Below are 18,158 nucleotides of genomic sequence, written 5' to 3'. Positions count from 1 at the left end.
TTTTAGCCAACGAAATTCGGATTGGGCCCCGTATTATCCTTTGGGTTTTACAAACAATGCAGCGAGAAACGAAAAAATAATCGCAGCAGATATTCCGGCACTGGTCACTTCGAAAATTCCGGTGATGATCCCAATCCAGCCATTGTTCTCTAGTTCTTGAAGCGCACCATGGACAAGCGCGTTACCAAAGCTTGTAATCGGGACCGATGCTCCTGCCCCGGCAAATTCAATCAGCGGGTCATACCATCCAATTCCATCGACAATCGCGCCCAGTACAACAAGCAAGGTCATGGTGTGGGCCGGTGTAAGTTTCAAGATATCAAAACAAAATTGTCCGAAAACACAGATTGCACCGCCCACCAAAAAAGCCCAAAGAAAAATCATAATATCTCCCTCCCTGCCTCTATGGATACGGCATGAGCGATACAAGGAATGCTTTCCCCTTGTTGAAATGAAATCGGGGATAGCAGCGCCCCCGTAGCGACAACGAGGATTCGTTTCAGTTCACCTCTTCGCATCCGATTTAGCAAATGTCCATAGGTAACAACTGCCGAACAACCGCAGCCGCTTGCTCCGGCCTGAACCATTTGGGTTTCATAATCGTAAATCATCATCCCGCAATCGGAATATTCGGTTTGTTCGATGGGAAAGTTATGTTTCTTAAACAATTTACAGGCGATTTCATATCCGACTTTCGCAAGATCGCCGGTAACGATCAAATCGTAATAACCCGGTTCAATTCCCAAATCCCGAACATGCGCCTCAATGGTGTCTACCGCTGCAGGAGCCATCGCTGCGCCCATATTAAACGGGTCTTTAATGCCCATATCGATAACCCGGCCAATGGTGGCAGAAGTAACAACCGGTCCGTCACCTTCCGTGGATATGATGGCAGCACCGGCCCCGGTTACCGTATATTGGGCGGTTGGCGGTTTTTGCGAGCCGTACTCGGTCGGATATCGGAACTGTTTCTCCGCACTGGAATCATGGCTGCATGTCCCCGCCAACACAAATTTCGCCGAACCGGAATTTACAAGGTTAGCTGCTAATGCCAGACTTTCCATCGAGGTTGAGCAAGCACCAAACACACCGATGTAAGGGATCGATAATGTTCGCGCGGCAAAACTGCTGCTAATGATTTGATTCATCAAATCCCCGCCTATGTAAAACTGTACTTGTTCTTTTGTCAACCCCGCATTTTCAATAGCCAGTTTTGCCGCTTCTTCAATCAATACCTTTTCTGCTTTCTCCCAGCTCTTTTGTCCCATCATGGATTCTCCATGGACAATGTCAAAATCTTTGGCCAGCGGGCCTCTTCCTTCAAATGGACCCACTACCGTTGCTGTTGATCGGATGAACGGCTTGTTCTCAAATAGCCAACTCTGGTGTCCCTTTAACATATTAAGAGCCTCCCCCGCCTTTGATCAGCAAATGTACAATTCCTACCGCAAAGGCGGCGACTGTACCAAATACAATAACCGGTCCAGCCAGTTTAAACATTTTACCGCCAACACCGAGCACCATACCTTCACTCTGATGTTCAATCGCAGCGGATGCCATCGAATTCGCAAATCCCGTCACAGGCACTGCGGAACCCGCACCAGCCCATTGGGCAAACTTATCGTACACCCCCATGCTGGTCAGAATGACAGAAAGGAGTATCATAACCGCCACGGTAGGGTCCCCAGCTTTTTTCTCATCAAAGCCGCCCCAATGCACAAACATTTCCTGGATGGCTTGTCCAACCAAACAAATGGCCCCGCCGGCTATAAACGCACGAATGAAGTTTTTGAGTATGGGCCTCGGAGGTTCGACGCTTTGCGCCAATTCTTTATATTCCTGTTGTACCCGCGTTAAATTTTTCTTTATATTATTTGCCATGAACATCCTCCTCGATTTTCAGCTGACGTATAATTAGCGAATTGTTAACGAATCAGCAATGGTTTAACTTCATCAATAATCTTTTCTAACGCTTTTGAACATTGCTCGTACATCTGCTTTGTATTTTGTTCTTTGGTAGATAAGCCAAACATTTCGAGATCCGCTTCACACTTTTTCAATGTTGCAAGCAACGCGGCTTTTTTCTGGGGTTTCGGTACTTTGATCTGATCATCAAATAAATCAACGTATAGCTGGCCATAGGAATCCACCTGTCCAAGAAATACGTTATCAATCGAAACACCTAATTTCTCCAGTTCCGTATCCAGCCATTTCCTGTTTAGACCTATCGTGGCAAGCGGTTCGTCCATTATTTTTCCATCCATAATGACCGATTGAGGTTCTTGTTCTGGCCCGACATTTATTCCCAGGTGTTTAGGCGTTAACGGTTGATTTTCCTTGGTTAAAAGAACGCTAACGTCACCGCTTGACTCCATGATGGCGAATTCAACATCGGCAGCTTTGAACACATTCTTTATTCGAAGCTGTTCCATAAGTTCATCCGTGGTAATCCTTTCTTTTTTTAGGTTATCCTCCATGATCTTGCCGTCCTTAATGAGCACTGTTGCTTTGCCGTCGAATAGGTCTCTTGCCGTTTTGCTTTTCAGCTGTAGAAATTCAATCCCTAAAGAAACAACGGTCCAAACCGTCATCGCAACCAAGCCTAAATACCAATTGGTCTCCAGATCCAACGAAACGTAAGCTGCAAGGCTGCCGATCGTGATTCCGGTGATATACTCAAACAATGACAGCTGTGATACCTGCCGTTTCCCCAATATCTTCGTTAGGACAAAAAGTACCCCCATAGCCAACAACGTTCGCAAAGCGATTTCTACCCAATCCGGCATAATATCACCATTCCTTTCCAATCACATTAATCGACAAAAGTTAATATGTCCTAATTCCATTATTTTCATGCATTTCCATTTGAATTTTTTTCTAACGTATACTTTTGTTGCGAGACGGAAATATTAATTTCGGTATTGGGAGAATGTAAGCATCTATTCCTATTACCCCTGAAACATTATCCTATCCTAAGGTAAAGGAGGTGACATTCCGTGACAGTTGCTTCTCAAGTGAAAACGTGCGTAGCATCTTTAAAAAGTGCTCAGGCGAGTCTGGAACAATTTGCTTTGGAAACACAAAATCAAGAAGCAAAATCGCTCTTTACGAATGCGGCCCAACAAACACAACAAATCGTGCAGCAAGTAGAAAGCCGCGTACAACAGTTGGAAAATGAAGAGCCTCAATATAAGGGGTTTTAAGAAAAACAGACAAACCATGAATATTGAGGACATGGCTTGTCTGTTTTCATCGGTGAACAGATTAGAAAAGAGATCAAACCCTACAAGTTGAGTAGGGTTTGATCTCTTTTCGCCACTATTCTTTTGTTTAGACAGCTAACCTTGGATAAACCTAAACACTGCCGCCCCCATCGCCACTGCTAAAGCTGACAGTATCCAAGTTCCCCCTCGGCCCAACGCACGCCCATGGCTACGGCCGCCAAATGATGAAGGTTGGAATTGAATGCCGATCTTTTTTCCCCATTCGCTTCCCTTGGGCGCTGTCCTATTGGAGTTGCCGAAATCATTGTAAGATTGTTGTATTCGATGGTCAGGAAGCTTTTACTGGAGGCATCAATATCGGGGATGAATATACCGGATTAAAGTCGAATGTCGGCTTTGACGCGACACCCATATTCGAATAGTGGTTTAACCTTCAAACGAACTGCAAGCAGTCTTCGACGCCCATTGGAATATCGCGCCTTACTTTGTGCCAGATGCAGACATTATTATGGCGATTAAAGCAGCTTTGGTTCGCGGTGTCCGAGTGCGCTTAGTTCCCCGCCACGTGGTATCGATCATCGTTGGAGCTGCAAGTCGGACCTACTATGGAGAACTTTTGGAAGCCGGGGTTCATATCTACCTCTACAATAAAGGCGTGTTGCATGCGAAGTTAATGATCATTGACGGAGAAATTGCCGAGACAGGCTCCTCAAATGTTGATTTAAGAAGCTACCGTCTGAATTATGAAGTGTGCGAAGTTGTGTACAGTTCTGAAGTAGCACGAAAACTGGCGGAACAATTCGAGCATGATCTTGCGGACTCCATTCCCTTACGGATGGAAGTCCCGCCTCAACGCACGCATTTGCAGCGGATTCTCGATCAAACGGCGTGCTTGCTTTCACCAATCATTTGATGAAAGAGGAAATGAAAAGTTGTTTCTTCAATTCTCAATTGAGTTCTTGCTAGGTTTTGTAGGATTGTCCATTGTCCATCATTACAAAGATGTTAGGGAAAAACCAATTTAGTCAAGTAACACCGTTTGACTTCATTTCAGCTATTTTTTAGGTGAAGTCGTTGGAAATACTCTATATGACATGCAACTGTCTACCCTATGCTGTATTCTTTATTCTTATGGAGGTCATTTATGTTAGCTATTAAGACGGCAGGCCAAAAGTCTTGGAAATAAGAAGTTGGATCGATGGAACCCTGTGCCTTAATTCCGATAGTAGCATAATTACCCAATAGTTGGATTTCGTGCCGAATCAACTTATAAAAATATGGAGACTTAGTCCCTGGGCATCCGTTGAGCTGCTAAAAAAATAAGAAGTATCAAACCCATATACCCAAATAGCGGATAAAGATAAGTAAGTAAGGAGGTGAAACCGGCTTGACTAATCAAAAAACTAGCAAGTAATATGCCAAGAACTAACCAACTTTTAGGAAGATTATATAGACTTTGGATTTGACGAGAAATTCCGAAAACATTGCCTATCAATGTGGTGAATATTTCTCCATAGATTACGAGCAAAAACAATACATGAAAAAACCGCCCGAAATCTCGAATAATCTCGGCCATCGGAATATCGTATTGAAGAATCTCGGGCATCTTTGAGCTCATTGCAAAATGGCTGACAAGAAGCATAAAACCAAGACCAATGCCTCCCCAAAACCCTCCCCATTTTAATGCGCTTTCGTCATCCACCTCACTCCCCAGAGGAACCATAACGGCTAGAATAAAAGCAAAATTCAATCCTGCATACACAAACGGACTCACGAACCACTTCAAATTGTACAGTTGTTGGTTCTGCCAACCGACTATATCAAAAATATTGTCTATTCTGACAACCTTTACGACAAGGAGAATAGTGAAAAAAAGCATCATGGGAACGACTAACGAGTTTACGAACATAATTCCGCTGATTTCCTTCGTCATCACCAGATAACACAAAACGATGCTGATGATAATACCCAGTTGATAGGGTAGACGGAGTTGTTCTTCGAAAATGGTACCGGTTCCTGAAAGCATCACGGCCGTTACCCCAAATAGAATAATAAAAGTCAAGGCATTTGCGACTTTGCCGAAAATCTTGCCAAACAGATAAACATTAAACTCCTGATATGAAAATGCTTTGATATGGTGAGCTAGAATCATCATTTTAGTGCCGATCCACACAAAAAGAAAGGTGCTGCATAAAATGCCTAATACCCCATAGGCTCCGTATACCGTGAAAAACTGCATAATCGACTGTCCTGAAGCAAATCCGGCTCCCACCACGGTTCCCGTATATGTTGCGGCGATTTGTATTATCATATTTGTGTTTTTCTTCATATTTCACCCATGTCCTGGTAGAGAATAGAATCATTAAATTCTATGCTTAAAAAAAATGCTTATTCCAAAAGGAACTCGTTGTCAGCCGTTATGACGAGAATCGATAGTGGTCCGGTAGATCATCAATTAACAAACTTGAGTCTTTAACAATGACATGGTAAATATGCAGCTCATGAATCTGGGCATGATTTTTGGAATCGGTAAACTTATGGTTTTGGCCTTTATTTATCTACCGAGGATGAATCTGTGCAATCAACGCCCCGCTTGGCGATGCTCGAAGCCAGCAGATATAGCCCCACATAGATAGGAAACGAATATGTATGTTTCCAGTGAACGGGGTGGTATAAATCGGCCATTTGTGAGACCGGCTCGGCCACAAAAGCGGAAAATCCCCCAAATAGGAGAGCTTTGAACAACGGATGTATGCCAGACTTGTACTGGTGTAAGAACATAACCGTGACGGGAAGAAGTGAAAAATTCCATGGAAAATTAGCGGGCATGAATGGTATGACTTCCCAGTGATAATGCCAAAGTCCCATGGCAATCCCAAGCTGGTCCAGCCACGACGACACGATAATCATCATAAACCCGGATAGGAGAAACTGTCCCGTAGCTCTCTTATCCCGAAATCCGATCCAAAATAGCCAGGGGCATATCGATAAACCTACTCCCAACCACCATTGTCGCGTAAATAGTACGTGAGTGCGCCAAATGTCAGTCATGTTGCGGTGTGCTTAGACAATCAATTGATAGGCTTGTTCGATTACATGATGAATCTGATTTTCGTCCACCGATTCCACCCCTTTCCGTTATCTGGATCCCCATCATGTGCTCTTCTGTTGACAAGACGATGCACCAGCGATTCCATTTCCATACCCTGCACAGAACCCGGCAACGATCATTTTTTATCCGTCAAGGCCATATTTGGGGACAATGACGGATAGGTGCCTGCTTTATAACCGCGAGTTTCCATACAGTATATTCGACGTTACAAATACGCCAACCGGCGGCAGCGAAGTTGAAGACGGTTGGGGCGGGACATAGCCGCTATACTCCGGCAAGCTTATATCTGTTGTCGCTACCCAGGTTCCATACTCACCTGCCTGTAAAGAGGGGGGGAGCATCTGGAGGCGTCCGGTGAGAACCAGATGCCGAAGTTGAATCTGGACATCGTCGTAGATGGATAAATGGCCGGAGTAGGCGGCGTAGGGGGAATGAAACATGATCTGCTGCCCGCTTTCATTCCAGCTTCCTTCAATCGGAATCGGCGTTCCGCGAAATCGGATGGTGCCTTGAATTTGTTGATCCGGCAAAACACGCATCACGAGTTTGCCCCACACAACCGGTCTTCCGGCGACAGATGCATGAACCCCCCATATGGAAAAGGGAGGTACACTCTTTGTACTTGTTTGAGCCGCAACGGACATGATTCATCACTCCTCAAAAGTTGGATCACGTCATTATATGCGTCCTCGGCAAAAATGCCAGTCACGGGGCATGGATTCTTTACAGATAACCGAACAGGATCAAGTAAAAGAAGATGGACAGTATCGTCATCGGGATGCTCCAAACCGGCTTTGTATGATGAAAGCGAAGCATCAGAAACATGTGTACATCAAAGAAAAGCGACCACCAGCAATTCCAGCCGTGGGAGTAGGTAATATAACCGAGGCGATATCCAACCCATTCTACACCGATATAGATCAGCACCCATTTTGCAATGTGAACCGCAGCCTTCCATTCGACTTCTGGAAAACGAGTCAGGTAGAGAAAAGCAGTCAAAGGATAAATGCAAAAGGTGTGCAGCATCACAACGCCGGTATAATTGATCAGTTGATCCGGTTCCAGACGCCACACATAAAATTTTTCGTGCGAAAAAAATTCGTAAAGATTTGGAAGCTACCTTACGATTCCAGAGGCGTCGAACGTCAATTCCTTTCACACATCCTGCAAGGGGGAATTCCTGTGGATTGCTGCGCACCTTCCGATCATGCCGGAATCGTATGTTGACCGGATCAAAACTCAGGTACAGGCTGGCCGCTGCGCATGCGAAATCCACAATCCGCAGGGGACTTGCTGTTTGGGGAATGTGAGCGCTTTTGTACGCGGCTTCAAACGTTCCATGTCATGAAGACGCGATCATTGGCGAGTGACACAGGGCGCGCGAGCTGCGTCTTCATCGCCGGTCCGCATGCGAATCGAGCATCCCGGTATGCTCCAACTTCAACGAAACATGGATCGTCACGTCCATATCCGGCCATCGTTGGTTCCACTGCTCACGGGTAAATGGCCGGCCCTTCCATCCTACCGTGTGCATGCCCAGGCCGAACGGGTCGACACATAACGACTGCGTTCGACCGATGACTTTCTCCAGCTTTTCCTGGGTTCTCCGTTCAAGCGTACGCTCGAACTCCTGCAGTTCCCGTGGGCTGTCCGTCTTCTGTCCAGCGGGGACTTCTTCCACCCGTCCTTTAAGCATCACGTCAATATGAACGTTCCGGAACGAATCGGTGAAACGAATTTGCCGCTCGGTTTTGATACTGCCGAGCACGACATCCGCCGCTGGCAGCGGCACCGTCTTTTGAACGCCTCTCTTTTCATGCAACATTTGGAAAAAGACGTCATCGGGCAGCGAAACCGTCCCGACCATCTTATCCCCGCGGAACAGCGCCGTCCCGGAATAACGAAGTTCATTGTTCGCGACGGCGTAATAGGGAAGAACCGGATCGGCATAAGGGTTGTACACCCTGGCCAGGAATTCATGCACGTTGCTTGTCGTCAATTGCCCTTGCTTTTCGTAGTGCGCAAACATTTTGTACAGATACAAGTCGATTTCCTCCTGCCCGCTCTGCATCTGCCTGTTCAAATATCCGATCATATCGCCACGCACAACAGAGAGAAACACGCGGCTGGAAATTTCGGGATCACGCAGTAACGTATCGAGCAGAGACGTCAGCCCCCGGTTAGCCATGGCTTCGGAGAAGAAAATCATTCGGATCTGCCCCCCTTTCGTTTCCCGGTAATACTTCAAGTTTCGTAAGTATCTCCCTTCGATTAACGTATTGGAGGACGTGGTAATCACGCTCTTTTTCTCTTTCTTCAGCGGGGGAATGATGGTAGACAGCTTTACGGATCCGTCGTTCCCTTCATCCAGATAAAGCAATACAACCGGCGATATTTCCTCAATGGTATTGGTTTTATCGACAAACGAGCAACCGCCGAGAACAAGCAACGCCAGTAATAGAAGAAGCGGTTTATGACGAGCCGCCGGCATGTCGGACCCTCCATTTCCTGCGAATCGTGATCCATCCCAAGAGGAAGAAGCCAAAAGGCAAAACGGTATAGGTGCTGGCATCCAGCCATGAAAGCCAGGTGATCCACTCCTTGGCTTTCCATTCATCCGGCCATATCCAGCGACCGGCCATCCATGTCAGCAGAAGCATCATCAAAAACGCCAACCAAAACGGCGCTCTTCCTTCTGAAAGACGACTGCGCGCAAGACATTGGATTGCTCCCGCCGCATACAATAGAAGGATGGCGACGACGTAAACGACGGAAATGGCGTAGGCTGGAATCAGAATCATTTCCAGCCGTTCGGCGAAAGGAAGCTGAATATACCGGATCAGATCGACGATCGGCAAGTCTTGCCGCTGCAAATAATCAGATCCGTAAAACGTCAGGCAAATGACAAAAAAGAATATGTATTCGAATGCGGTAAATGCATTGGCGGAAATCAGAGCCGTTTTCAATTTCTTCGCGTCTACCGCCTCTTTCGGCAATGCCAGCATATATTCGGGACCGGAGAACGCCGCCCATATCGTAAGAAAGGTTTGCCAATCTCCCTTGGGCATGTGCTCCGGAAGAAGAGGGAGCAGATGGCGGTATTCGGCAGCCGGCGGAAACGCAAACGGCACGTACAGGAAGGTAACCCATATCGTGCCGACAAACGCAACGATCGCAAAACGAACGGTCTTCTCCATGCCCAATCGAGCCAGGTATACGCAAGCACACAATAGCAGGATGCCAAACAACGTAGCATGTAAGGCAGGAAACAAAATATGATGCACAATATCGACATAACCCATCATCAGCACGATGCCTTTCATCAAAACAGCGAACAGCCCCGCAAGCAAAAACAGGAAAGACACCGCCGATCCCAACGTGCGGACGATGCCGAGATAACCGCCGGGCGTTTCTTTCCATGCAAAACAGCGGGCAATCATCAAAATGTTGAGGTGCGAGCATCCCGCCGCCAGCAGGATGAGGCCGATCATAACCGGCTCCGCAAGCACACTGGGCAAATATAAAAGATAATATAACGTTTGCATCCGGTTCGCCCAGAAGGCGAGGGACAAGAAACCGAAGGGCGCTGAAATCGAAAACAAACCGGCCGAACCTACACGAGAAGCCATCACGGTTTCCTCCCGGTAACGCGCATCCGCTGCAGCGGCTTCAAATAAGCCGGCCTTGTGCGCATCCTGGACAGCGGAGCACGAAATACCGTATCTTTCCAGTCGCTTGCGAAAAACGGGCTCAGCGGGGACAAATACGGTTGCCCGAGCGAAGTCAATCCGTGCAGGTGGATGCACAGCCAGAGCAATCCGAACCCAATGCCCCACATGCCCAGCCATGCCGCCAGAATGAGCAGGGCAAATTGGAGCAGTTTGCTCGCGTTCGTCATCAAATAATTGGGTACGAGAAACGAGGCGATGGCGGAGATGGAGATCACAATGACCATCACATTGCTAGCGATCCCTGCATCCACGGCCGCTTGACCGATGACAATACCGCCCACGATGCCGAGCGTTTGGCCGGATTTGGTTGGCATGCGCAAACTGGCTTCCTTTAATATCTCCAGCGTCAGCAGCATGAGCAGCGCTTCCCAGAACGGAGGATACGGAATTTCACTGCGGGATTGCATCAGGACAAACAGCATCTCCAGCGGAACCATCTGATAATGGTGAACCGTCACCGCCACGTAAGCCGGGGTCAAAAACAGAGCAATTACGAACGCGACAAAACGAAGCCCCCGCAGGAAGCTGCCCACCATCCATCGGTGAATATAGTCCTCCGGGGACTGAAACAGATCAAAGAACGTAATGGGCGCTACAAGCGCAAACGGCGTGTTGTCCACCAGCCAGACCACTTTGCCGCTGGCCAGCGCCGCGGCCAGCACGTCCGGACGGTCCGTCTGTTGAAATTGCGGAAAAACGCTGTTGACGTGGTCCTCCATCAAAGCGGAGATATGGGAGGAATCGAGAAGAACATCGAAATCAAATTGATTCGTTTTCATCTCTGCGATCCGCACCAGCTCCGGATTGACAATACCCTCCATGTACAGCAGCACAACAGAGGTTTTGCTTAACGATCCGGCGGTCCATTTCTTTGACTTTAGGCTTGCTACGGGCAGCCGGCGACGGATTAAGGTCAAGTTTTTGTCAAGGCGCTCGTTCAGGCTGTCTTTAGGACCGTACACAATCGATTCCTGCTCGGAAGAATCGATAGTGCGGCCGAGTTGATCCTGCTTTTTGACCGCGCAAACGTTCCCGATCTCATCAAAAACAAGAATTCCTCCCTGCAGGATGAGTTCTTCGGCTTGCTGCAACGTCGTTACGTCCACCCGATCTTCGGAAATCACCTTTTGTCCTGCTTGTTCGTCCGGGGCATGCAAAAGGGGAAGCACGATGTCGCTTTCGACCTGTTTTTGATCCACAAAGGAACGGATGTAAAACAGCTTGACTTTCCGCACTCCCGCATCCAACTCATGCACCTGTGCATCGTGAATATCGTGAAACAATTGCTGCACGTGCTGCGGAGACAAGTTGCCTGCGGGAGGTTGAGTGTCGGCTTCATTTGGCGTATAGCTTTTGTCTTGCTTTTTAAACCAGCCGATCCAATGCATCGGCTCCCCTCCTTTCGCATTTAGTCCATGTATTATTTTTCCCGATATGACAAAAAACATGCCTCGCAGTTCCAGGTTGTTGGCAGTCCTGAGATTATGAGTCGGTTCGTGAAAAACCACGGGCTTCCTACGAGGCCACTGAAAAAAGTCCCCTCGCCTTCTTTCTGCGATGCAAAAAGTCCGTTTTTAGCCTGTGAGACGGCTTTAAACGGACTTTTCCTTATTTTCCTGCAACATCAAACTTAAAAATCGATGCATCACAGAAAAAACGTATCTTTTTCAGCGGCCTCCTTCCTGCCGATGACTTGATTCGTGAACATTTCGCAAACACTGATTCTCCCAGTTGTTGCAGAAGTCCTCATACACTTGCTCGACTCCGCTGTCGGCTATCATGTGTCTGGCCAGAAAGTCGTACCAGAACTGATCGAAAGACAAAGGCATCCGGGTTCCATATTGGGAACGAAGGGTTACATAACGGTCCCAGATTTTGATTCGGAATGCTGCCAACTCATCACATCGCTCCATGTCGGTTCGCCTTTAAGCGGCGCTGGTGCCGCTGGGTATTTCTGACGTTTTCGCTCTTTCTTCGGCCAGCTTTTGAAATTGTTTCGCTCTTTCCAGATGAAAGGCACGCAATTGGTCGTGATATTGAGCCATTTTCATGTGCCAGTCGTGCATTTGCCTGACGTAAGCGGCGTGGTCATGCGTAAACATGGGCATTGCCTGTTTAGTAAACTGCATTCAAAACCATTCCTCCTTGGGTAGGTGAATTTTGAACTTACAGCATCAGTCTATGGCAGACGTGTAGAAGCGACACCGGCATCCGCCCGGTTTCCGGTCATTTTTATCGGGTTGTTTGTCTATACACAGGCGGAAACACAACCTTCCTTACTTCGGCATAGGCTAAATGGTAACGAGAATGAGGAGGAGATTTCATCGTGTATGCTTATCCGAATGGAATGTACAGGGAAACGGCAAATCCCGCATTATCCACAGTAACCTTGGTTGACCCGTATTTTTATCACACCTTGCGCTCGCTTCAAGGAAAGCCGGTGGTTATTGAAACGTCTCGGGGCCCTGTTCGGGGTACGATAACCGACGCCTTCTCAAACCAAGCCTCACCCTTTGTCTTCAGTGCAATCACTCGCGTCAATATTCCAGCTGCAAATGGAATACCCAAGTAAATCATTACGCTTTCCGCAATTTGCCCCATCGTAATATCAACGACTGCTCCCTGTACGCCAAACCATCCGGGCATTACAGTGATGAACAAATATGCAAAGACGGAATAAAAAATAATTTGGAATATGGAGTTAAAAGCTACTAAACCTGCTGTATATTCCGGGTCGCCTTTTGCCAGATCACTCCATACGAGAACCATAGCGATACACCGAGCCAAACCTATCATGATCAAACCGATCATGTATTCCGGCATATCGCTCAGAAATAAGATGGCTAACAGAAACATTAATACTGGACCGATAATCCAGTTCTGCACCAAGGAGAGCAGTAGGACTTTCCAGTCCTTAAATACTCTTCCCAGTTTCTCAAACTTCACTTTAGCTAGCGGTGGATACATCATCAGAATCAATCCCACGGCTATAGGAATTGAAGTCGATCCTACCTGCATCTTCGATAAACTTTCCGAAAAGCTTGGCACCAAAAAGCCGATCAAAATTCCAATTCCCATTGCCGCAAAGATCCATAAGGTTAAATAACGATCCAAGAAAGACAACTTCTTTTCTCTTTGACTCATAGTGATCAATCTCCTTTGATAAGTTTTCCTTATCACTTAGATCCTTGTACGTATATTAATTACAAGAAATTCTAAGACCTTTCTTATCGAGCTCTTCCAATTCATGATCTTGTGAAGGAACAAAGTTCAGCAATTTCTGAATTAACTCATTATGATTACTATTAGAATTGATCGAATAAAAAATCCATTGACCCTTCCGATTTTCCTTTACCAGACCTGCATCCTTTAGTTTGCGTAAATGCTGACTGACAGACGGTTGACTCGTTTTGAAAACTTCGACAAGTTCGCATACACAGCATTCTTGCTTCTCCAACAGTTTCATCATGGTAAGCCTCGTTTTATCCCCCAAAAGCTTTAATACCAATGATATTTCATCCAAATCATCTAGAGAAAAACTCATATTCCGTTCCTCCTTTTCCTCCATCATTATATAACCATATGCTTATATAAGCAATAGGTAATATACAAATCAGCATCTGCTTAGTCCTTTGTGAAATTAAATCATTCGATTAATCACAATCAGCTTCAGTATAGTTCTCTTTTAACAAAGACAGCAACGTCTGAGTATCGGGTAAGGTATCTAGAACGGTTTGAATAAAGGGTTTATCATCCATATCAAGTGAATAGTATACCCATTGTCCACGTCTTCTTTCCTTAACCATTCCCAGCGCCTTTAATTTCCTTAAATGCTGGCTGACATTGGGCTGAGTCATATCTAAGATTCCCGCTAGATCACACACACACCATTCTTTATCTTTCAGTAGTCCCATTATTGTGAGTCTGGTTTTGTCACCTAATAATTTCAGTTTTTCAGCCATTTCCATATCGAACATATACACAGTCCCCTCAAGAATACGAACAAAATAATATATAATCATATATTATTGTTTGATTCCTTCAAAATCAAGAAAGGCTATTTCTGTAGGTACATTAGCTTAATTCAAGAACATCTATATATTCTAATGATTTGTCTTGGATAATCGTTCAATAAACCACTTCTTTTAAATTGTTCATCCACATGTCCACAACTGAATATACGATGATACTACACCCGATATCGATAAAGATTTTTATTCGTTAACTGGTATGTTCATTTCCTTCAATAGTGCAATAACTTTCTGTTGAATTTCGTCCCTTGCAGCTCTTACGTCTCCCAGATGGCCGTTAAGTGTTAGCGGATCAGTAACATTCCATTGAATATTTTTGATGGCAAAGGGAACGATTGGACATTTTTCATTGACTTGTTCACATAACTTTATAATGACTTTCGATTGCATAAACGTTTTCATATCAATTGTTTTTGAGCTTTTGTTTGAAATATCAATTCCTATTTCCTTCATGACTTCAATGGTATATGGATGGATATCTCCGGATTCAAGTCCGGCACTTTCAGCGACCACATGATTACCACCATAATGTCTGGCAAAAGCCTCGGCTATTTGACTTCGGCAACGATTCTGGATACAAAGAAAATAAAGACGAATTGGTTGTTGCATCTTCTCAGCCCCTTTCTATTTGTATATAATTATATAATTAAATTGTTATATTTAAATCGTACTTTGTGTTAACGCAATGTAAAACAACAGTATATAATTATTCTATAATCCTGATTTGGCAATCTGAATTTTTCCAATTATATTTTGCAACTTTTAGAATTATACTATTTATGAGGTTTAAATAGACACCTGATGCTAATGATTGAAGACGCATACCCTATCTCTCCTTCACAAAGAGCAACGGTAGTTACAACCATAAATCAGCAAATGACTTAAATTCAGAAGGAGTGTTCAGATATGTCTACACTCAACGTTCGTCATGCAACATTACAGGATTTGAAAAGTATTCTTCGGATTTACAATCAGGGTATCGAAGATCGGATTGCTACACTTGAAACCGAGGAAAAAGATTCGGCTTTTATGGAGGGATGGTTCCAAAATCACCGAGGTCGCTACAGCATTTTAGTAGCTGTAAGAGAAGACGAGGTGATAGGCTGGGCCTCTCTTAACCCCTATTCCCATCGGTGCGCCTATAACGGTGTTGCAGACCTCTCAATTTATATTGATCGTCACTTTCGTGGACAAGGTATAGGAAATACCCTCCTAGAAGTCTTGGAAAAATCTGCACTGGAACAAGAATTTTATAAAATTGTACTATTTACCTTTCCATTCAATCAAGCAGGTCAAATGTTATATCAAAAAAGGGGCTATCGGCAGGTTGGAGTTTTTGAGAAACAAGGAGTTATGGATGGAGCTTTTATAGATGTGTTGATTATGGAAAAACTGTTGTAATCAACAAAAAATATAATCATATCTCTGCTTTGAATAGGTCTGTCTATCAACTACTTTCTGTGTAAGTAAAGCCGATATTCTCATCGAATGATAAATGAGGTGTTACAACATGAGCTTAAATTTTTTTGATCACCGTGAAATAATTGCTAAAAACTTGGTAACCTTCCTTCGGCAGAAAGGTTATTCCAAATTGTCTTTATCTAAACTAACAGACATCTCCCGAGCTACCATAGATCAGATTATCAAAGGAAAATGCCTAAACTCCATGGAGTATAATAAGCAAATTGAAAAGATTAATATAACATTTGAACTTTCAGATAACTATTTTATAACCCCTCTCATTTCTATAAATCCAATAACGTATACTTACTCAGATCAGTGTGCTGACCCAGAGAAAAGTACAGAAGTTAAAGAATTGTTGGATGGCTTGAATAACGTTCTTGATATTTATTCTCTTTACTTAAAGTAAGTAGGTGATTATAAGCAAAAAACGCATTGAAAATCTAGACGAAACCATTGGACGTTTTTTTGGAGATTAACGCGTAACGTTAGTACTTGTGATCCTTGAAGATTTATTCCATTAATCGGCTTGATTCCAGAATCAAAAGATCCAACCTCGACACTCGTCGGGGATGGATCTTTAATTTTAGGTAAAAGCAAGCTTTTGCTATTTTATTATCATTACAGGACAATGCACTCTTTTTACAACCTTATGGCTGACACTTCCTAGAACCATCTCTTGGAGCGCATTTAATCCCCGGCTTCCGATGATAACCATCTCCACTTTTTCCTTATTGGCATATTCAATGATTGTCGGGCCTGGTTCTCCATGCAGAATCTTTAATTTATAAGCAACATTTCCTTGCTTCAGTATTTCTTCGACAAGCGCCAGCTTTTGCCGTCTTTTGAGTTCTAGCTCTTCTCTGCCTTGGGTATGCAGAATTTCACTCTTCGATTTAGAGAAGTCGGCAACGCTAATCACATCTATCTGGCAGCCTGGTGTTAAAGATACCAGCTTTACCGCTTCTTTGGTCGCTCTCAGCGAATTCTCTGACCCATCTACAGCTAATACGATCCGGTTATACATCCTTCATTCACTCCTGAAGTCAAATTAGTGGGCACTTAACTTTGCATTGGCATCATTATAAACAGCCAGTTTATCAACGATCTTTTGGCTTGAAGAATTCAATCCTTTAATTTCAATCCTGTTATTGTTCTCCCGGTATTTAATGACTACCTTGTCAATCGCTCCAACGGCTGAGTCATCCCAAATATGAGCGTTTGAGAAGTCCACTACAATATCGGAATCCGTTACTGTGAAGTCAAAGGTATCCACAAAGCCGTCTACAGAGGCAAAAAACAGCTGACCTTCGACTTCGAATATGGTTTTCGCTTTTTCCACGCGTTTCCGGACTTCAATATTGGAGATTTTGGATACAAAGAAGACCGCACTCAAAATCACCCCGGCGATGACACCTTTGGACAAGTCATGGGTAGCCACCACGATAATAACCGTTACGAGCATCACCGCTGCGTCGGTTCTTGGGGCTTTTAACAGGTAAGTAAACGAGGACCAGTCAAAAGTACCAATGGATACCATAATCATAATGCCTACCAGGACAGGCATTGGAATTTGCACCACCCAATCGCCTAGTACAAGAATCAAGAACATCAGGAACGTGCCCGCCACCAAAGTTGATAGCCTTCCTCTTCCGCCTGATTTGACGTTAATCACCGATTGCCCGATCATAGCGCATCCAGCCATACCGCCGAAGAAACCGTTGATTACATTCGCGATTCCCTGACCTCTGGCCTCCCGGTTCTTATTGCTGTCCGTTCCTGTCATATCATCCACAATAGAAGAGGTTAGCAGCGATTCCAGCAGGCCGACAATAGCCAGTGCAATGGAATACGGGAAGATGATTTTCAGTGTCTCCAAATTAAACGGAATATCAGGAATAAAAAAGGATGGCAGCTCTTGCTTAATAATACCGAGATCCCCCACTGTGTTCAGGTTAACCCCCGTGAAAATGGCTATTACCGTCAATACAAGAATGGCAATCAGCGGAGCAGGAACCGCCTTGAAAAATAAGGGAACAACATATACAATGACTAACGTGATCCCGACAAAAACATACGTCATCCCGTTAATTCCCCAGAAGTGTGGTACCTGGGCCATGAAAATCAGGATAGCCAAAGCGTTGACAAACCCAATCATAACCGGTCTCGGAATAAACTTCATCAGCCTGGCAATCTTGAGAACACCGAACACGAGCTGGATCACTCCAGTCAGTATCGTTGCTGCAAGCAGGTACTGAAGCCCATGCTCCTTGACTAGCGGAACCATAAGCAATGCCATGGCTCCTGTAGCTGCCGATATCATACCTGGCCGACCGCCTACAAAAGCAATAATGACCGCTATACAAAAGGACGCATAAAGGCCAACCATAGGATCAACACCGGCAATAATCGAAAATGCGATGGCTTCCGGAATCAGCGCCAATGCCACGACTATCCCTGCCAGAACATCTCCCTTCACATTAAAAAACCAGTTTTGTTTTAGTTTCTCAATCACTCTGTTTCCCACCTCTTATTTTTCGGCACTGTAATCTTAAAGATGACAGGCCGGTTTTCTACAAACAGTTTAGCATCAATCTTC

23 protein-coding genes and 4 pseudogenes are annotated in these 18,158 nt (G+C 45.0%); 8 read left to right on the top strand and 19 right to left on the bottom strand.

All coding sequences use genetic code 11. The annotated features are described in order from the left end of the window. Nucleotides 1–33 precede the first annotated feature (33 nt). From spoVAE to M2444_RS27220, 4 genes are read right to left on the bottom strand one after another with little or no spacing between them, the layout of a single operon-like run. A complete protein-coding gene (gene spoVAE / locus M2444_RS27235) occupies nt 34–384 on the bottom strand; it encodes a stage V sporulation protein AE (RefSeq protein ID WP_054943626.1) in 351 nt (116 codons plus the stop codon). Next, nucleotides 381–1,400, bottom strand: coding sequence for a stage V sporulation protein AD (gene spoVAD / locus M2444_RS27230; RefSeq protein WP_054943625.1), 1,020 nt, complete (start codon nt 1,398–1,400; stop codon nt 381–383). Before spoVAD ends, spoVAE begins: the two co-directional genes overlap by 4 nt. Before the next feature lies 1 nt (nt 1,401). Continuing rightward, entirely contained in the window at nt 1,402–1,881 is a 480-nt protein-coding gene (gene spoVAC, locus M2444_RS27225) for a stage V sporulation protein AC (protein WP_005832062.1), read from the bottom strand. A 44-nt stretch (nt 1,882–1,925) separates the two neighbouring features. Then, the gene (locus tag M2444_RS27220) at nt 1,926–2,786 is read right to left on the bottom strand and encodes a DUF421 domain-containing protein (RefSeq protein WP_054943624.1); all 861 of its coding nucleotides are present in this window, start codon (nt 2,784–2,786) and stop codon (nt 1,926–1,928) included. A 210-nt stretch (nt 2,787–2,996) separates the two neighbouring features. Here M2444_RS27220 and M2444_RS27215 point away from each other — a divergent pair, with 210 nt between their 5' ends. The 3 genes and pseudogenes from M2444_RS27215 to M2444_RS27205 all read left to right on the top strand — a co-directional run. Next, entirely contained in the window at nt 2,997–3,203 is a 207-nt protein-coding gene (locus M2444_RS27215) for a DUF1657 domain-containing protein (protein WP_007781230.1), read from the top strand. A 508-nt stretch (nt 3,204–3,711) separates the two neighbouring features. After that, nucleotides 3,712–4,137: a phospholipase D-like domain-containing protein gene (locus M2444_RS27210; protein ID WP_280788526.1), complete on the top strand. Its 426-nt coding sequence runs from the start codon at nt 3,712–3,714 to the stop codon at nt 4,135–4,137. Nucleotides 4,138–4,208: 71 nt separating this feature from the next. Next, nucleotides 4,209–4,327: pseudogene (locus tag M2444_RS27205) on the top strand (DUF421 domain-containing protein); the annotation flags it as partial. A gap of 182 nt (nt 4,328–4,509) precedes the next feature. Here the strand turns inward: M2444_RS27205 and M2444_RS27200 are convergent. The 4 genes from M2444_RS27200 to M2444_RS27185 form a co-directional block, all read right to left on the bottom strand. Continuing rightward, on the bottom strand, nt 4,510–5,553 hold the full coding sequence (locus tag M2444_RS27200) for a YkvI family membrane protein (protein ID WP_107338601.1): 1,044 nt from the start codon (nt 5,551–5,553) through the stop codon (nt 4,510–4,512). Nucleotides 5,554–5,774: 221 nt separating this feature from the next. Next, nucleotides 5,775–6,227, bottom strand: coding sequence for a CBO0543 family protein (locus M2444_RS27195; protein ID WP_280788525.1), 453 nt, complete (start codon nt 6,225–6,227; stop codon nt 5,775–5,777). Nucleotides 6,228–6,506: 279 nt separating this feature from the next. Beyond that, complete coding sequence (locus M2444_RS27190; protein ID WP_107338600.1) at nt 6,507–6,980, bottom strand: hypothetical protein; 474 nt, start codon at nt 6,978–6,980, stop codon at nt 6,507–6,509. A gap of 79 nt (nt 6,981–7,059) precedes the next feature. Next, entirely contained in the window at nt 7,060–7,410 is a 351-nt protein-coding gene (locus tag M2444_RS27185) for a hypothetical protein (protein ID WP_054943620.1), read from the bottom strand. 157 nt (nt 7,411–7,567) lie between these two features. Between M2444_RS27185 and M2444_RS33670 the strand changes: the two are divergent. Further along, a pseudogene (locus M2444_RS33670) lies at nt 7,568–7,684 on the top strand (bacterioferritin-associated ferredoxin); the annotation flags it as partial. 45 nt (nt 7,685–7,729) lie between these two features. On the opposite strand, the gene M2444_RS27180 reads toward M2444_RS33670, so the two are convergent. From M2444_RS27180 to M2444_RS27160, 5 genes are all read right to left on the bottom strand, one after another. Next, entirely contained in the window at nt 7,730–8,827 is a 1,098-nt protein-coding gene (locus M2444_RS27180) for a Ger(x)C family spore germination protein (RefSeq protein WP_054943619.1), read from the bottom strand. Beyond that, nucleotides 8,808–9,965 (bottom strand): GerAB/ArcD/ProY family transporter, encoded by a 1,158-nt coding sequence (locus tag M2444_RS27175; protein WP_107338598.1) that lies wholly within the window; start codon nt 9,963–9,965, stop codon nt 8,808–8,810. The genes M2444_RS27180 and M2444_RS27175 overlap by 20 nt, the downstream gene beginning before the upstream one ends. After that, nucleotides 9,965–11,455 (bottom strand): spore germination protein, encoded by a 1,491-nt coding sequence (locus tag M2444_RS27170; RefSeq protein ID WP_280788524.1) that lies wholly within the window; start codon nt 11,453–11,455, stop codon nt 9,965–9,967. The genes M2444_RS27175 and M2444_RS27170 overlap by 1 nt, the downstream gene beginning before the upstream one ends. Nucleotides 11,456–11,734: 279 nt before the next feature. Further along, nucleotides 11,735–11,980 (bottom strand): hypothetical protein, encoded by a 246-nt coding sequence (locus M2444_RS27165; RefSeq protein WP_054943617.1) that lies wholly within the window; start codon nt 11,978–11,980, stop codon nt 11,735–11,737. 12 nt (nt 11,981–11,992) lie between these two features. Beyond that, entirely contained in the window at nt 11,993–12,196 is a 204-nt protein-coding gene (locus tag M2444_RS27160) for a hypothetical protein (protein ID WP_028407024.1), read from the bottom strand. A gap of 24 nt (nt 12,197–12,220) precedes the next feature. On the opposite strand from M2444_RS27160, the gene M2444_RS27155 reads away from it, so the two are divergent. Both M2444_RS27155 and M2444_RS33665 read left to right on the top strand, forming a co-directional pair. After that, nucleotides 12,221–12,454: a hypothetical protein gene (locus M2444_RS27155; RefSeq protein ID WP_280788523.1), complete on the top strand. Its 234-nt coding sequence runs from the start codon at nt 12,221–12,223 to the stop codon at nt 12,452–12,454. Further along, nucleotides 12,415–12,507, top strand: a pseudogene (locus M2444_RS33665) (YuzF family protein); the annotation flags it as partial. The gene M2444_RS27155 and the pseudogene M2444_RS33665, both read left to right, overlap by 40 nt. 20 nt (nt 12,508–12,527) lie before the next feature. Here M2444_RS33665 and arsB read toward each other — a convergent pair. From arsB to M2444_RS27135, 4 genes and pseudogenes are all read right to left on the bottom strand, one after another. Beyond that, nucleotides 12,528–13,211, bottom strand: a pseudogene (arsB, locus tag M2444_RS27150) (ACR3 family arsenite efflux transporter); the annotation flags it as partial. A gap of 55 nt (nt 13,212–13,266) precedes the next feature. Further along, nucleotides 13,267–13,611 carry an ArsR/SmtB family transcription factor gene (locus M2444_RS27145; protein ID WP_042131163.1) on the bottom strand — a complete coding sequence of 115 codons (345 nt, stop codon included), beginning with the start codon at nt 13,609–13,611 and terminating at the stop codon, nt 13,267–13,269. Nucleotides 13,612–13,720: 109 nt separating this feature from the next. Next, nucleotides 13,721–14,044: an ArsR/SmtB family transcription factor gene (locus M2444_RS27140; RefSeq protein ID WP_375102297.1), complete on the bottom strand. Its 324-nt coding sequence runs from the start codon at nt 14,042–14,044 to the stop codon at nt 13,721–13,723. A 237-nt stretch (nt 14,045–14,281) separates the two neighbouring features. After that, the gene (locus tag M2444_RS27135; RefSeq protein WP_042131164.1) at nt 14,282–14,707 is read right to left on the bottom strand and encodes an arsenate reductase ArsC; all 426 of its coding nucleotides are present in this window, start codon (nt 14,705–14,707) and stop codon (nt 14,282–14,284) included. 297 nt (nt 14,708–15,004) lie between these two features. Here M2444_RS27135 and M2444_RS27130 point away from each other — a divergent pair, with 297 nt between their 5' ends. Together M2444_RS27130 and M2444_RS27125 are read left to right on the top strand one after the other, a co-directional pair. Next, nucleotides 15,005–15,499 (top strand): arsinothricin resistance N-acetyltransferase ArsN1 family A, encoded by a 495-nt coding sequence (locus tag M2444_RS27130; RefSeq protein ID WP_042131165.1) that lies wholly within the window; start codon nt 15,005–15,007, stop codon nt 15,497–15,499. 109 nt (nt 15,500–15,608) lie between these two features. Beyond that, on the top strand, nt 15,609–15,968 hold the full coding sequence (locus tag M2444_RS27125) for a helix-turn-helix domain-containing protein (protein ID WP_042131166.1): 360 nt from the start codon (nt 15,609–15,611) through the stop codon (nt 15,966–15,968). Between the two features lie 198 nt (nt 15,969–16,166). On the opposite strand, the gene M2444_RS27120 is transcribed toward M2444_RS27125, so the two are convergent. Both M2444_RS27120 and M2444_RS27115 read right to left on the bottom strand, forming a co-directional pair. Continuing rightward, nucleotides 16,167–16,586 (bottom strand): universal stress protein, encoded by a 420-nt coding sequence (locus M2444_RS27120; RefSeq protein WP_042131167.1) that lies wholly within the window; start codon nt 16,584–16,586, stop codon nt 16,167–16,169. 24 nt (nt 16,587–16,610) lie between these two features. Continuing rightward, the gene (locus M2444_RS27115) at nt 16,611–18,074 is read right to left on the bottom strand and encodes a SulP family inorganic anion transporter (protein ID WP_081954204.1); all 1,464 of its coding nucleotides are present in this window, start codon (nt 18,072–18,074) and stop codon (nt 16,611–16,613) included. Nucleotides 18,075–18,158: the final 84 nt, after the last annotated feature.

Source organism: Paenibacillus sp. PastF-3, from assembly GCF_029893135.1.
Taxonomy (GTDB): Bacteria; Bacillota; Bacilli; order Paenibacillales; family Paenibacillaceae; genus Paenibacillus_AQ; species Paenibacillus_AQ nitricinens.
This window is presented reverse-complemented; position numbering and strand designations above follow the sequence as displayed.